The organism is Microbacterium sp. ZKA21 (genome assembly GCF_050434165.1).
Taxonomy (GTDB): Bacteria; Actinomycetota; Actinomycetes; order Actinomycetales; family Microbacteriaceae; genus Microbacterium.
In genome coordinates, this window is sequence record NZ_JBNPVV010000003.1 from 244,232 (window position 1) to 257,320 (window position 13,089).

A 13,089-nucleotide genomic window follows, 5' to 3' on the forward strand; every position below is an offset into this window, starting at 1 on the left:
GGCGATCACCTTCGCCGGAATCCACCACCGAGAGGAACACCCCATGTCCGAGACATCAGCCGGATCCTGCTGCAGCGTCGGCGGAAACGCCACCGTAGACGCGGCGGGCCGCAAGGATCTGCTCGCCCCGAGCGCGACCGACGTCGCCGTCTGCGTCGTCATGGGCGGCAGCATCGCGAAGTCGGATGCCGAAGCCGCCGGCCTCTATCGAGACCATGAAGGCGAGCGGTACTACTTCTGCTGCGCCGGATGCGCGCCGAAGTTCGACGCGGATCCTGGGAAATACGTCACGGCGGCGTGAGCTGAGCGGATCGTGCAGGGCTCTTCGGAGTCCGCACGATCTCGTCGTCGGAGGAGCACGAGAACCGGAAGGGATGCATCATGCAGAACGCGCACGATCATGAGGGGCACGGCGGGCATGTGGAGCACGGTGCGCCCGACGGGCACACCGGGCATGACGAGCACCACGAGATGAGCAGCCACGGCGAGCATGCTGGACACGGCGGCCACGCCGGGCACGCAGACCACGTCGCCCAGTTCCGGAAGCTGTTCTGGATCATGCTCGTCCTGGCGGTCCCGACCGTCGCGCTGTCCGGCATGTTCGCGATGATCCTGGGCTACACGCTCCCCCACGTCCCAGGGCTCACGTGGGTCTCGCCGATCCTCGGCACGGTGATGTACGTGTGGGGCGGCCGCCCGTTCCTCACCGGCGCCGTCAGCGAACTGCGCGCCCGCACCCCTGGCATGATGCTCCTGATCGGACTCGCGATCACCGTGGCGTTCCTCGCCTCCTGGGGCGCGACCCTCGGCATCCTGCATCACGAGCTCGACTTCTGGTGGGAGCTCGCCCTGCTGATCGTCATCATGCTCCTCGGCCACTGGATCGAGATGCGCTCACTGGCACAGACGACCTCGGCGCTCGACTCGCTCGCTGCCCTCCTTCCCGACGAGGCCGAGCGCCTGGAAGGCGGCGAGGTCGTGACGGTCTCCCCGACCGATCTCGCGATCGGCGACGTCGTCGTGGTGCGCCCGGGCGGAAGCATCCCGGCGGACGGCCGCATCGTCGACGGCCGGGCCGCGATGGACGAGTCGATGATCACCGGCGAATCCCGCAGCGTGACCCGCGGCATCGGCGACGACGTGACCGCCGGCACGGTGGCCACCGACTCCGGTCTGCGCGTCGAGGTGACGGCGACGGGCGACGACACGGCCCTCGCCGGCATCCGGCGCCTCGTGACCGAGGCGCAGAACTCGTCCTCCCGGGCGCAGCGCCTCGCCGATACCGCCGCGGGCTGGCTGTTCTGGTTCGCGCTCGGCGCCGGCATCCTCACGGCTGTGATCTGGACGCTGGTCGGGATGCCGGACGAGGCCGTGATCCGTACGATCACGGTCCTCGTGATCGCCTGCCCGCACGCGCTCGGACTCGCCATCCCGCTGGTCGTTTCCATCGCGACCGAGCGCGCCGCACGCGGCGGGGTGCTCGTGAAAGACCGCCTGGCGCTGGAGAGCATGCGCACGGTCGACACGGTCCTGTTCGACAAGACCGGGACCCTGACGAAGGGCGAGCCGGTGGTCAGCGAGGTCTCCGTCGTCGACGGCGAGGACGCGGATGAGGTGCTGGCCCTCGCCGCCGCCGCCGAGGCCGACAGCGAGCATCCGCTCGCGAAGGCGATCGTGCGCAGCGGCGCCGACCGGGGACTCGCCGTTCCCGCGAGCGCGGATTTCGCCTCCTCCCCCGCGGTCGGCGTGACCGCGACCGTCGAGGGGGCGACGGTGCGCGTCGGCGGACCGCACCTGCTCGCCGAGGAGGACGCCGTCGAACTGCCTGTCGTCGACGCCTGGCGCGCGGACGGCGCGATCATCCTGCACGTCCTGCGGGGCGGTGTCGTGATCGGCGCGCTCAAGCTCGCGGACGAGGTGCGTCCCGAGTCGCAGGACGCGGTCGACGCGCTGCATGCGCTCGGCATCCAGGTCGTCATGATCACTGGGGATGCCGAGGCCGTCGCCCGCTCGGTCGCCGACGAGCTCGGAGTCGACCGGTTCTTCGCGGGTGTCCGTCCAGAGGACAAGGCAGCGACCGTGCAGGGCCTGCAGCGCGAGGGACGCAGGGTCGCGATGGTCGGCGACGGCGTGAACGACGCACCGGCGCTGGCGCAGGCCGACGTCGGCCTCGCGATCGGCGCCGGCACCGATGTCGCCATCGCCTCGGCCGGCGTGATCCTCGCCAGCGACGATCCGCGGTCCGTGCTGTCGGTCATCGAGCTCTCCCGCGCCGCGTACCGCAAGATGACGCAGAACCTGTGGTGGGCGGCGGGATACAACCTCATCTCGGTTCCGCTGGCCGCCGGAGTGCTCGCGCCGATCGGGTTCGTGCTGCCGATGTCGGTCGGGGCGATTCTGATGTCGCTGTCGACGATCGTCGTGGCGCTGAACGCGCAGCTGCTGCGCCGCCTGGATCTGCGACCAGAGGCATCCACCAGGGCGATCCTGGACGGCTGATCGCGCCGGTCCCGAAATCGGGCCGGGAGTGCGACACAATCGGGCGGGACGGACGGAGGCGGATATGAACAGGGAGTCGCCCGGTGCGCACCCGGACGAGCCGCACGCGCCCGGACTCGCCCAGCGGCTGAACTGGCTGCGCGCCGGTGTCCTGGGTGCCAACGACGGCATCGTCTCGACGGCCGCCGTCGTGGTCGGCGTCGCCGGTGCAACGGCCGAGGTCGGACCGGTCTTCATCGCGGGAGCCGCGGCCCTCGTCGGAGGCGCGATCTCGATGGCGCTCGGGGAGTACGTGTCGGTCTCGAGCCAGCGCGATTCCGAGCGTGCGCTGATCGCGAAGGAGCGTCGCGAACTCGCGGACGAACCGGATGCCGAGTTCGCCGAGCTCATCGGCCTCTACGAGGCCAAGGGGCTCAGCCATGAGACGGCCACGCAGGTCGCTACCGAGCTCACCGCGCACGATCCGCTCGCCGCCCACCTCTCGGCCGAGCTCAACATCGACCCCGACGACGTCGTGAGCCCCTGGCACGCGGCGTTCGCTTCGGCGATCGCGTTCTTCCTCGGCGCGCTGCTGCCGATGGCGACGATCCTGCTCGCGCCGCACCCGCTGCGCATCGGGTTGACCTTCGTCACGGTGCTGATCGCGCTCGCCGTCACCGGCTACGTGGCGGCGTGGCTCGGCGGAGCGAACCGCGGACGAGCGGTCGTGCGCACGATGATCGGCGGTGCGCTGGCGCTCGTGGCCACCTATCTCGTCGGGAGCCTGTTCGGCACCACCGTGCTGTGACGACGGCACGTCGACCGATGGGACAGATGTCGGGACGATGCCCGGATGTCAGGGGATCGGCGGGCTTCTGCGCTGACATCTGGGAATCGTCCATGCATCCGTCCCCATCGGGCCGCGTCAGATCCAGCCGCGCTCCTCGGCGAGCAGCACCGCCTGCTGGCGCGTGGCGACGTGGAGCTTGCCGAGCACGGCCGAGACGTGGTTCCGCACCGTCCCGGGCGCGAGCGACAGGGCCTTGGCGATCTGCCCCGTCGTCTCGCCGCGTCGCCCCGCACGCAGCACATCCAGCTCGCGCTCGGTGAGCGGGGACCGTTCGTCGCTGAGCGCGTCCGCCGCCACCTCAGGGTCGACGTAGCGCCCGCCGGCCGCGACCCGTCGGATCACCTCGGCGACCTCGTCCGCCCCGCGGGACTTCGGCAGGAAGCCGGCGACTCCGGAGGCCAGCGCTCGCCGAAGGACGCCGGGCCGCGCATGGCGCGTCACGACGATGCACCGCGTCGCGACGAGTCGGGTGAGACGCTCGGCGACTTCGACGCCGTCGAGACCCGGCATCTCCAGGTCGAGCAGGCAGATGTCGGGGGCCACGCGGACGGCCTGGTCGACCGCCTCCGTCCCGCTCGCGCATTCCGCCACGACCTCGATGTCGTCCTCGAGGTTCAGCAGTGCGGCGATCGCCGACCGGATCATCGCCTCGTCGTCGGCTACGAGCACGCGGATCATCGCGCCACCGCCGGAACGCTCACGACGACGGAGAACTCCGTGCGCCCTCGATCGATCTCCACGGTGCCGCCAGCCTCGGCCGCGCGACGCGCGATGCCCTCCAGACCCGATCCGTCGGCGCTCTCGGCCGTCGATGCCGCGGCGTCGTTCGCGATCTCGTACCGCCACGCGTCGCCGGCGCGCGTCAGGCTCAGCCGCGCCCATCTCCCGCCGCCGTGCCGCAGGACGTTCGTGGTCGTCTCGCGGATCACAGGGCCGAGGACGGATGCCGGGGCGGCATCGGCTGCGGCATCCACCGACGACTCCGCCGAGGTGCCGGCGGCCCGAAGTAGATCCACGGCGTTCGCGATCTCGTCGCGCAGCGGCACGGACCGGAACCGCAAGGCGAGGTCGCGTGTGCCCTGCCGGGCTTCATCCACGCTGGTGCGTGCGAGCCTGATCTGCGCGAGCGCGGCATCCGGATCCTTCGCCATCAGGCGCTCGGCGAGTTCGAGCTGCAGGGCGATGACCTGCAGATGGTGCCCCTGCAGATCGTGCACGTCGGTCGCGACCCGCAGGCGCTCCTGCGTGGCGCCGAGGCGGGACTCGGCGGCGCGGGCGCGGTCGAGGGTGATCAGGACATCCCACCACCACAGCGACATGACCGACATGGCCGGGAGCAGGATCGAGAAGATGCCCAGCATCCATGCGGTGGAGTTCTCGACCGCGTCCAGCGAACCGGCATTCCGATCGATGATCCACAGGGCGATCAGCACGGCGGTGGCCGCGACGACCAGACGGAGTCGCACGCCGCGCGGCCAGTTGAGCAGCACCAGAGATTGAAGAACGACGAAACCGCTCGCCACCCACAACCCGGTCGTGGAGCCGACCACCGCCGCGAAGATCACGGCGATCGTCAGCGGAAGCAGGATGCGCTGCCAGGGCCCGGTTCCCGCCGTGTCGTCACGGTGCCGGTACTGGAAAAGCTGCACGAGCGTCGCTCCCCACCACACCAGCCCGCCCAGACCGACGACGATGGCCGCTGTGGAACCCGCATCACCCTCGACGACGGCGGCCATCATGAGAAGCACGAGGATCAGTTCGAGGAAGATGACCGCGGATGCCGTGTACCACCACGTCGCGGTGATGCCGCGTGCGAGCCGACGGGCGCCATCTGCTCCGGCATCCGCGCCGGGCGTGCTGAGAGTCGACATGTCCCCCACATTACGGGCATGACAGTTGTCACCCACTGGCCGTGAAGCTCGCAGGGGAACTGGTGACGGACCGGCACTTATCGCCATCGGCGGGCCACGATTCACTGGTTTCATGCCGAGCGGAACCGCCGCTCGGAGCCCCACACAGGAGCACACCATGAACCTCATCGAAACCTTCCAGGACCTCGTCGCCCAGGTGCCGGAGTTCATTCAGCCTCTGATCGTCGCGGCGGCCGGAGCCATTCCGTTCATCGAAGGCGAGGGGGCCGCGGCGATCGGCATCATCGGCGGCATTGCGCCCCTGGTGGCGGCGATCGCCGCCATCGTCGGCAACTTCGTGTGCGTCGCGATCCTCGTCTTCGTCAGTGCGGGGGCGCGTAACGCGGTCGTGACCAGGCACCGCGCGAGGGTCCAGGCGCGCGAGACGCTCGCGGTCGCGGCTTCGGCTGCTCCGGCATCCGTCGCGGTCGAGCCGGAGGAGGAGAGCGAGCGCAAGGCCGCACGTCGCGCGAAGTTCCAGCGCTCGCTGGAGCGCTACGGCGTTCCCGGAGTCAGCCTGCTGGGACCGCTGCTGCTGCCCACTCAGTTCACCGCGACCATGCTCGCAGCCGCCGGTGTCGGACGCGCGCGCATCCTCATCTGGCAGGGCGTCGCGATCATCGGCTGGACGACGCTGGTCACTCTGATTCTCACCGGAGTGATCCACGCCGTCGCGTGATCAGGCCGCGTGCGACGAGTGCCCGACCCGTTCGCCCAGCAGGGCGGCGAGGCCGGGCACTCCGCCTGCATGCAGCGCCGCCAGCTGCCGATCGGCGCCGGTGCCGTCTGAGCGGATGAAGGCCATGCGATCGCGGACGAACGCATCGTCGCCGGCGTCTTGCAGGTAGGGCTGGATGAGGAGCATCAGGTCCTGGATCAGCATCCGGGCGCTGGACGCCTCTCCCGTGATCGGGTCGATCAGCGCCGCGTTCAATCCCTCTCTGGCCGCCATCCAGAGCGTGGCGTCGATGAGGTCCGTGTCGAGGGGCAGGACGGCGAGATCGTCCGCGACCAGGATCGCGCGCACCAGTGCCGCCAGCAGCAGCGCGTCGTCCGGGTCGAGCTGCGTGTCGAACACGCGGACCTCGACCGTCGGGAAGCGATCCGACAGCCGTGCCGCCCAGGCCAGGGATGCCGCGTCCGGCGACGCGCGGAGCCGGATGAGCTGGTCGAGGTGATGGCGGTAGTGCGCGTGGTCGCGGAACAGCGGAGGGCAGCCCATCGTCGGCAGCCGTCGCATCATCACCGTGCGCCAGCTGCGGAAGCCGGTGATGCGCGAGTGCCAGAACGGCGAGTTGCCGGCGAGTGACAGCAGGACGGGGAGCCACGGGCGCAGTCGATTCAACGCACGAACGCGCTCCTCGGCGTCGGTGATCTCGACGTGGATGTGGCATCCGCACACGTGGTGGCCGCCGGCGATGTCGGCGAGCCAGCGCGCGACCTCTCGGTAGCGGGTCGTGGGCGACACATGCGAATCGCCGGTGCCGAACGGCGTGCCCACCGGCCCGGGGATGCAGTCCCCGTCGCGGGCGAATTCGGACACGGCAGTCCGTGCCGCGGAGAGCTGCGCACGGGCTTCGTCGACCGTGCGCAACGGTGAGGTGGCGTACTCCAGCTGGCACGTGAGGAACTCGCCGGTGAAAGCACCGGGGTGCCCGGCATCCGTCAGCGCGCGCTCGGCGCGTTCGGCGGACGATGCCGGGGCGAGAGAGTCGGGGTCGAGGAGGAAGTACTCCTCCTCGACCCCGAAGCGGGTCATGACAGCATCCCTTTCGCCGGGATCAGTCCTTGACCGCGTCCTTGACGTTCTCAGCGGCCTGCTTGACGTCGGCCTTCGCCTTCTGGGCCTTGCCCTCGGCTTCGAGCTTCTCGTTGTCGGTGACCTTGCCGGTGGTCTCCTTGACCTGCCCGGCGACCTTCTCGGCGGCGTTCTTGGCCTTGTCGTCGATGCCCATGTCATCCTCCTTCGTTCGGAGGTTCCACCTTGCGCTCTCGAGGCGGATGAGGCGACGGGGTTGACGCCGAGGGAACGAGGCGATAGCGGCCCCCACGGCGTCCCTCCCGACCTTCACGGGCCGCGTTCCGTGGTCCGAAGACCATGGACGCGGCCACTCACCCTCCCCGGTGGTGAAGGTGCATGTGCACCGGGATCGATCGCCCCCGTCTCACCCCAGAAGACGGACGGTTCTCCCCAGAGCCGGCGATCCGCACATGCGATTGGGCCCCCTCTGATAGTTCAGTCCCCCATGGGCTATTCGAGGGGGCCGCTCTCGTGTCATCTTCCCACGAAATTTCTGTTTTGTCCCCCAAATGGGGGACAAGAATCTGTTTTTCGGGTTAGGCTGTTCCTGACGCACCCTCCGGTCGTCTTCTGGCCCTCATCGCTCCCCCCGCGGTGAGGGCCACTCCATTTCTCGGGCCGCTCTCGGCTGCGGCGCGTGACCGGCATGCAACATTTGGGTTACCTTCTTCGTCCTGCCCGTTTCCGCGAGCGCTCGGCTCCACTAGCGTTAGCCGTGTCGGGGCACCCCTGCGTCGGCGTCAATACCAGCAGAACGGCAGTACATGAGCACCCAGGGCACGGTCAAGTGGTTCAACTCGGAGAAGGGCTTCGGCTTCATCTCCCCTGACGACGGAGGCGCCGACGTGTTCGCGCACTACTCCGCCATCGAGTCCTCCGGCTACCGCTCGCTCGACGAGAACCAGCGCGTCGAGTTCGATGTGGCGCAGGGCCCCAAGGGCCTGCAGGCCGAGAACATTCGCCCCCTCTGAGGCGATTCTTCACAGGACTCCCCACCGGAGCGCGGATCCGCGCATCCGGCGGGGAGTTCTGTGCTTGCGGGGTCAGTCGGTGAGCAGCAGAGCCTGAAGGGCCGCGGCATCCGCAGCGCGGAAGGCGGCGGCGTCGCCCTCTGACGCGTCTCCGAAGCCCCACTCCGCGAAGATGACGGGGATGCCGTAGTCCATCGCGCCCTCGACGTCATGATGCCGATCGCCGATGAGCACCGGCTTCGACGTGTCGACGCCGGCCGCCTGCAGGCGCTCGATGGCCCAGCCGATGACGTCGGACTTGCTGTCGCTGCGCCCGACGGTGCCGGCTCGGGCGCCGGAGATGGCGGTGAAGAGACCGATCAGGTCGTTGTGCTCGAGGATCGCGCGGACCTGGTTCTCGGGCTTGGTGCTCGCGGTCGCCTGAGGGATGCCGGCGGCTGCGACCGCGCGGATGACCTCGGGAACACCCGGGTAGATGTCGACGGATGCCGCGTAGCCGTCGCGGGCGGCGAGTTCGCGGTAGCGGGTCAGCGCGTCGTCGGCCTGCGTCGGCGTGAGCCCGGCGAGCTGCTGGAACGACTCGTACATCGGCGGACCGACCCAGCGGGCCAGGGAAGCCGGATCCGGTGCCGCGACCTGGAACGATGCCAGCACCTCCAGCAGACGCGGGAAGATGCCGGGCGTGGCATCGGCGATCGTGCCATCGACGTCCCACAGCACGCAGGAATACGGGGAATGGGGCATGCCTCCAGCCTAGGGGCGGTCACGGCGACGGCTCGTCGCCGAGCTCGACGCGGTAGGCCGGTACGAACTCGAGAGCGACAGCGCTCGGTGCGACGCCGGCATCGCGCAGCGCCTGCTCCAGATCGTCGGTCTCGGGCAGGGGAGGTGCACCGGTCAAGGTGATCTCGGCCTGACCGCCGCTCACCGCGAGGCCGTCGATCTGCCAGCCCGCCTGCGCGGCCCACGGTTCGGCCGCCTGCCGGATCCGAGCCTCCAGCAGGGCGTCGGTCGAGAACCGGGCGGAGGTCGTGGCCAGCGGGACCGCGATGATCGCGAGCGTCACCACGATCGAGATCAGTGCGCGATACGGACGTGCAGCTGCGGCATCCGCTTCGGCGATCCCCTCCCACTTCGCACGCAGCGGCGTGAGCACGACGACGCCGGAGCCGAGGATCGCCGCGACGTTCGTCGCGAACAGGAGCAGCGCTCCGCCGGCCTCCGACCACGCGCCGGACTCCATCGTGAGGCCCACCACGCTCAGCGGCGGCACGAGCGAGATGGCGATCGCCACACCGGGGAGCGTGTCGGAGATGTCCTTGCGCACCAGCGCGACCGCTCCGACGACACCGGTCGCGAGAGCGGCGAGGAGGTCGATGAGGTGCGGTGAGACGCGCCCGGACACCTGCGAGTTCGTCAGCGCCGTGACGGGCGATGGGACGATGAGGCCGACGAGGTATCCGATCGCGACGGCGGTGAGCGCGCCGAGGACCACCAGAGTCCAGCAGCGCACCAGGTTGCGTCGGCTGCCGAGCACGGTCGCCAGCACGACGCCCAGGATCGGCGTCATCAGCGGCGCCACGATCATGGCCCCGATCACCGTGGCCGTCGAGTCCGCGACGACGCCGGCCGCTGCGATCACGCTCGACAGCACGATCAGCAGCCAGAAGCGGGACGAGCGCCGCCCTGCCTCGGGCCCCTCGAAGAAGACCGCATCGCGCATCGCCGCCAGTGTGTTCACGGCCCCTCCCACGGGGTAGCGGAGGTTCGCACTCCGACCGCGGAATCATCCCACCCGCGGTGCGGCGGCGCCTGTTCGGCTCATCTCCGCCGGGCGAGCGGGAGCGATCAGAACAGGCGCGGAACGCCCGATTCGATCCCCTTCATGGCCTCGTAGTCCAGCACCAGACAGCGGATGCCGCGGTCCTCGGCGAGCACCCTGGCCTGGGGCTTGATCTCCTGGGCGGCGAATACTCCCTGCACCGGGGCGAGGTGCGGGTCGCGCCCGAGCAGCTCGAGGTAGCGGGTGAGCTGCTCGACGCCGTCGATGTCGCCGCGGCGCTTGATCTCCACCGCGATCGCCGCGCCCGCGGCATCCCGGATCATCAGATCGACGGGGCCGATCGCCGTCGGGTACTCGCGCCGCACGAGCGTGGCGCCTTCGCTGACGAGGTCGACCTGCTCGGCGAGCAGGCGCTGCAGGTCGGCCTCGACACCGTCCTTCTGGAGCCCGGGGTCGATGCCGAGGTCGTGGTTCGTGTCGTGCAGGATCTCGTAGATCTGCACGCGGAGCGCATCGCCGGTCTTCTTGTGGGTCACGCGCCAGACCTCGACGACGCCGGCGGACGACTCCTCCTCCCCCGGCGCTTCGGACGCCAGCGAGCACGGCGGGCTCATCCAGTTCAGCGGCTTGTAGCTGCCGCCGTCCGAGTGCACGAGCAGGCTGCCGTCGCCCTTGTGCACCAGCAGGCGCGTGGCGAGCGGGAGGTGGGCATTGAGCCGACCGGTGTAATCCACCGAGCAGCGGGCGATGACGAGACGCACCCGTCGAGCCTACTTCGTCCTCACCGGGCCGCCGCCCCGAGCCCGGCCCTGGCGACCCGCGCCGGGACGTGCAGCGTGTCGATCGTGGGGCGCCAGAGCGGCGTCGAGTGCCATCGCAGCCGCAGGCCCTCCTCGTCACGAGTGAGGATCACGCGATGCGGAGACGTCAGCACGACCAGATGCACGCGCACCTCTCCCCCGTCGCGCTCGCCGCGGACGGCCACGGCGAGCGACGTGTCACCGGCGCCGAGCACCGACCGTCGCCAGCCGTCGGCGTCGACCTCGATCGTTCCGGCATCCGGGATGCCGAGCAGCCAACGGTCCTCGCCGAGGTCGGACAGAGACCAGCCCTCGGCATCCTGAACCGGATCCGTCGGCGTGAGCAGACCGCGCGATGTCCAGGAGTCGAGTCCGGGAGCGAGCGCGGCGTCGTCGGCGTCCTGCGGGGAATCCGAGAAGGCTTCGACCAGGCGCAGCAGGGCGTCGAGCGTGCGGTGGGCCTCGGTCGATGCGCCCTGGTAGGCGATCGCGATGCCGCGGTCCGGCACGACGATGCCGAACTGGCCGTACGCGCCGTCGAGGCGGAAGCCGATGCGGCTGCCCCAGACCTGGTAGCCGTAGCCGCGACCCCAGTTGCCGAGCCCGGCGTCCGGATCGTCAGGGTCGCGGGTATCGGACCAGGGGCGGGACATCGCGTCGATGAACGCGGTCGGGATCACCTGGCGTCCGGCGAAGCGTCCGCCGTCGGCGAGGCAGATCGTGATCCTCGCGAGGTCGTCGATGGTCAGGTGCAGGCCGGAGAAGCCCTGGTCGATGCCGTCCAGCGGAATCCACCATCGCGGCCCGATGCCCAGCGGCTCGAACAGTCGGGGACGCAGGTAGTCGGTGAGAGACTCGCCGCTGGCCGCGGTTGCGATCGCCGAGAGGGCGTAGCTGGCGGGCGAGTTGTACGCGAAGTGCGTCCCGGGGGCGTGCTCGCCGGGGATCGCGAGCAGCGAGCGGACCGAGAACGGCAGGTCGAGGGTCTGTTCGCGGCTGTGACCGGTGTTCATCGTGAGCAGGTGCTTCACCGTGATGCCGTGCGGATTCGGTTCATCCAGGTAGCGGTCGACCGGGGCATCGATGTCGACGAGACCCTCGTCGGCGAGGAAGCCGATCGCGAGCGCCGTGAACGTCTTCGACACCGAGTACACGAGGGCAGGCGCGTCTGCGGCCCAGGGGTCCCACGCGCCGCGGAACAGCACTTGGCCGTGGCGGGCGATGAGCAGCGCGTGCGGGTCGAGCCCGCCGGTTTCGAGCTCGGCGATCAGATCGCGCACCTCGGCGGTGCGCAGCCCGTGCGCTTCCGGAGCAGCGGTCGGCAGTGCCGTGGTCGTGTCGGTGGGCATCTTCGCTCCGGGGTCGGGGTGGTCGGGTCGGGGTCGAGGTGGTCGGGTCGGGTCGGTCGCGTGCGTCAGGTGGTGGCGGGCGGCGCGGTCGATTCTCGCACGACGAGCTCGGTCATCAGGTCGACCCGCGTCGAGCTCGGTGTGCGTCCCTCGGCGAGCGTGAGCAGCATCTGGGTCGCGAGGCTCCCCATCTCGCGCAGGGGCTGATTGACGGTGGTCAGTGGCGGGTTCAGCCACTGCGTGATCGGCAGGTTGTCGTAACCGACGACCGAGAGGTCCTCAGGAATGCGCAGGCCGTGCTCGCGCGCGGCGCGGGCGATGCCCAGCGCGACGTAGTCGGAGCCGGCGAAGATCGCGGTCGGACGATCCGGCCGTTCGAGCAGCTCCCTCGCCTGGTGGTAACCCGAGCTCGCCGCGAACTCCCCCCAGCGGACGAGAGACGGATCCCACGGCAGCCCTGCTTCGTCGTGGGCACTGCGGAACCCGTCCACCCGCGCCCGCGAGCACAGCATGTCCGACGGGCCCATGATGACGCCGATCCGGCGGTGTCCGAGTCCGATGAGGTGCTGCGTCGCGACGAGCCCGCCGTTCCAGTTGTTCGACCCGACGGTGGGCACGTCGGTGGGGGGATTTCCCTGAGTGTCGAGCACGACGAACGGGATCGCCCGGGAGTGCAGCTGATGGCGCTGGCGCTCGTCGAGTCCGGAGAGCACGAGCAGGACGCCGAGCGGCCTGCGCGACATCACGTCGTCGATCCACTCCTGCGGCGGACGATGCGCACCGCCGAGTCCCGACAGCACCACGCCGACGCGCGCCGGAGCGGAGATGCGCTCGACGCCGTTGATGATCTCCTGCGACCACAGGTTGTCGCCCTGATGGAAGACGAGGTCGATGAGGCGCGACGCGGTGGCCTTCGCTCCTCCGGACCGCGGGCCGACCGGCTTGCGGTACTCGTGGCGCGACAGCGCCTCTTCCACACGCCGCCGCGTCGCCTCGGAGACATCCACGCGGCCATTGAGGACCTTCGACACGGTCGGCACCGAGACGCCCACCTCTGCGGCGATGTCGGCGATCGTTGCACGTGCTCTGACCATGGAGTCCTCTCGAAACTATCGGCAAGCGTAGCCTGCCTGAAATGAGTTGTCAC

General features: G+C 69.9%; 14 protein-coding genes. 5 read left to right on the plus strand and 9 right to left on the minus strand.

What is annotated here, in order from left to right; translation table 11 throughout:
- Positions 1 to 43 precede the first annotated feature (43 nt).
- From M2317_RS08525 to M2317_RS08535, 3 genes are all read left to right on the plus strand, one after another.
- Positions 44 to 301 carry a YHS domain-containing protein gene (locus M2317_RS08525; RefSeq protein WP_429459179.1) on the plus strand — a complete coding sequence of 86 codons (258 nt, stop codon included), beginning with the start codon at positions 44 to 46 and terminating at the stop codon, positions 299 to 301.
- Positions 302 to 381: 80 nt separating this feature from the next.
- Positions 382 to 2,499 carry a heavy metal translocating P-type ATPase gene (locus tag M2317_RS08530; protein ID WP_429459181.1) on the plus strand — a complete coding sequence of 706 codons (2,118 nt, stop codon included), beginning with the start codon at positions 382 to 384 and terminating at the stop codon, positions 2,497 to 2,499.
- Positions 2,500 to 2,563: 64 nt separating this feature from the next.
- A complete protein-coding gene (locus M2317_RS08535) occupies positions 2,564 to 3,286 on the plus strand; it encodes a VIT1/CCC1 transporter family protein (RefSeq protein WP_429459183.1) in 723 nt (240 codons plus the stop codon).
- A 117-nt stretch (positions 3,287 to 3,403) separates the two neighbouring features.
- Here M2317_RS08535 and M2317_RS08540 read toward each other — a convergent pair whose 3' ends face one another.
- Positions 3,404 to 4,006 (minus strand): response regulator, encoded by a 603-nt coding sequence (locus M2317_RS08540; protein ID WP_429459185.1) that lies wholly within the window; start codon positions 4,004 to 4,006, stop codon positions 3,404 to 3,406.
- Positions 4,003 to 5,199, minus strand: coding sequence for a sensor histidine kinase (locus M2317_RS08545; protein ID WP_429459187.1), 1,197 nt, complete (start codon positions 5,197 to 5,199; stop codon positions 4,003 to 4,005). The genes M2317_RS08540 and M2317_RS08545 overlap by 4 nt, the downstream gene beginning before the upstream one ends.
- A gap of 157 nt (positions 5,200 to 5,356) precedes the next feature.
- Between M2317_RS08545 and M2317_RS08550 the strand changes: the two genes are divergently transcribed.
- Positions 5,357 to 5,917: a small multidrug efflux protein gene (locus M2317_RS08550; RefSeq protein WP_429459189.1), complete on the plus strand. Its 561-nt coding sequence runs from the start codon at positions 5,357 to 5,359 to the stop codon at positions 5,915 to 5,917.
- Here M2317_RS08550 and M2317_RS08555 read toward each other — a convergent pair whose 3' ends face one another.
- Together M2317_RS08555 and M2317_RS08560 are read right to left on the minus strand one after the other, a co-directional pair.
- Positions 5,918 to 6,997 carry a carboxylate-amine ligase gene (locus tag M2317_RS08555; protein ID WP_429459191.1) on the minus strand — a complete coding sequence of 360 codons (1,080 nt, stop codon included), beginning with the start codon at positions 6,995 to 6,997 and terminating at the stop codon, positions 5,918 to 5,920.
- 22 nt (positions 6,998 to 7,019) lie between these two features.
- A complete protein-coding gene (locus tag M2317_RS08560; RefSeq protein WP_429459193.1) occupies positions 7,020 to 7,193 on the minus strand; it encodes a CsbD family protein in 174 nt (57 codons plus the stop codon).
- A 610-nt stretch (positions 7,194 to 7,803) separates the two neighbouring features.
- Here M2317_RS08560 and M2317_RS08565 point away from each other — a divergent pair.
- Positions 7,804 to 8,010, plus strand: a complete 207-nt coding sequence (locus M2317_RS08565) for a cold-shock protein (protein ID WP_046014597.1) — start codon at positions 7,804 to 7,806, stop codon at positions 8,008 to 8,010.
- Between the two features lie 72 nt (positions 8,011 to 8,082).
- Here M2317_RS08565 and M2317_RS08570 read toward each other — a convergent pair whose 3' ends face one another.
- From M2317_RS08570 to M2317_RS08590, 5 genes are all read right to left on the minus strand, one after another.
- The gene (locus tag M2317_RS08570; RefSeq protein ID WP_429459195.1) at positions 8,083 to 8,754 is read right to left on the minus strand and encodes an HAD hydrolase-like protein; all 672 of its coding nucleotides are present in this window, start codon (positions 8,752 to 8,754) and stop codon (positions 8,083 to 8,085) included.
- Positions 8,755 to 8,773: 19 nt separating this feature from the next.
- A complete protein-coding gene (locus M2317_RS08575; protein ID WP_429459197.1) occupies positions 8,774 to 9,751 on the minus strand; it encodes a DUF389 domain-containing protein in 978 nt (325 codons plus the stop codon).
- A 107-nt stretch (positions 9,752 to 9,858) separates the two neighbouring features.
- Positions 9,859 to 10,554 carry an endonuclease NucS gene (gene nucS, locus M2317_RS08580; protein ID WP_429459199.1) on the minus strand — a complete coding sequence of 232 codons (696 nt, stop codon included), beginning with the start codon at positions 10,552 to 10,554 and terminating at the stop codon, positions 9,859 to 9,861.
- Between the two features lie 20 nt (positions 10,555 to 10,574).
- A complete protein-coding gene (locus tag M2317_RS08585; RefSeq protein ID WP_429459200.1) occupies positions 10,575 to 11,942 on the minus strand; it encodes a serine hydrolase domain-containing protein in 1,368 nt (455 codons plus the stop codon).
- A 65-nt stretch (positions 11,943 to 12,007) separates the two neighbouring features.
- Positions 12,008 to 13,036, minus strand: coding sequence for a LacI family DNA-binding transcriptional regulator (locus M2317_RS08590; protein ID WP_429459202.1), 1,029 nt, complete (start codon positions 13,034 to 13,036; stop codon positions 12,008 to 12,010).
- Positions 13,037 to 13,089 lie beyond the last annotated feature (53 nt).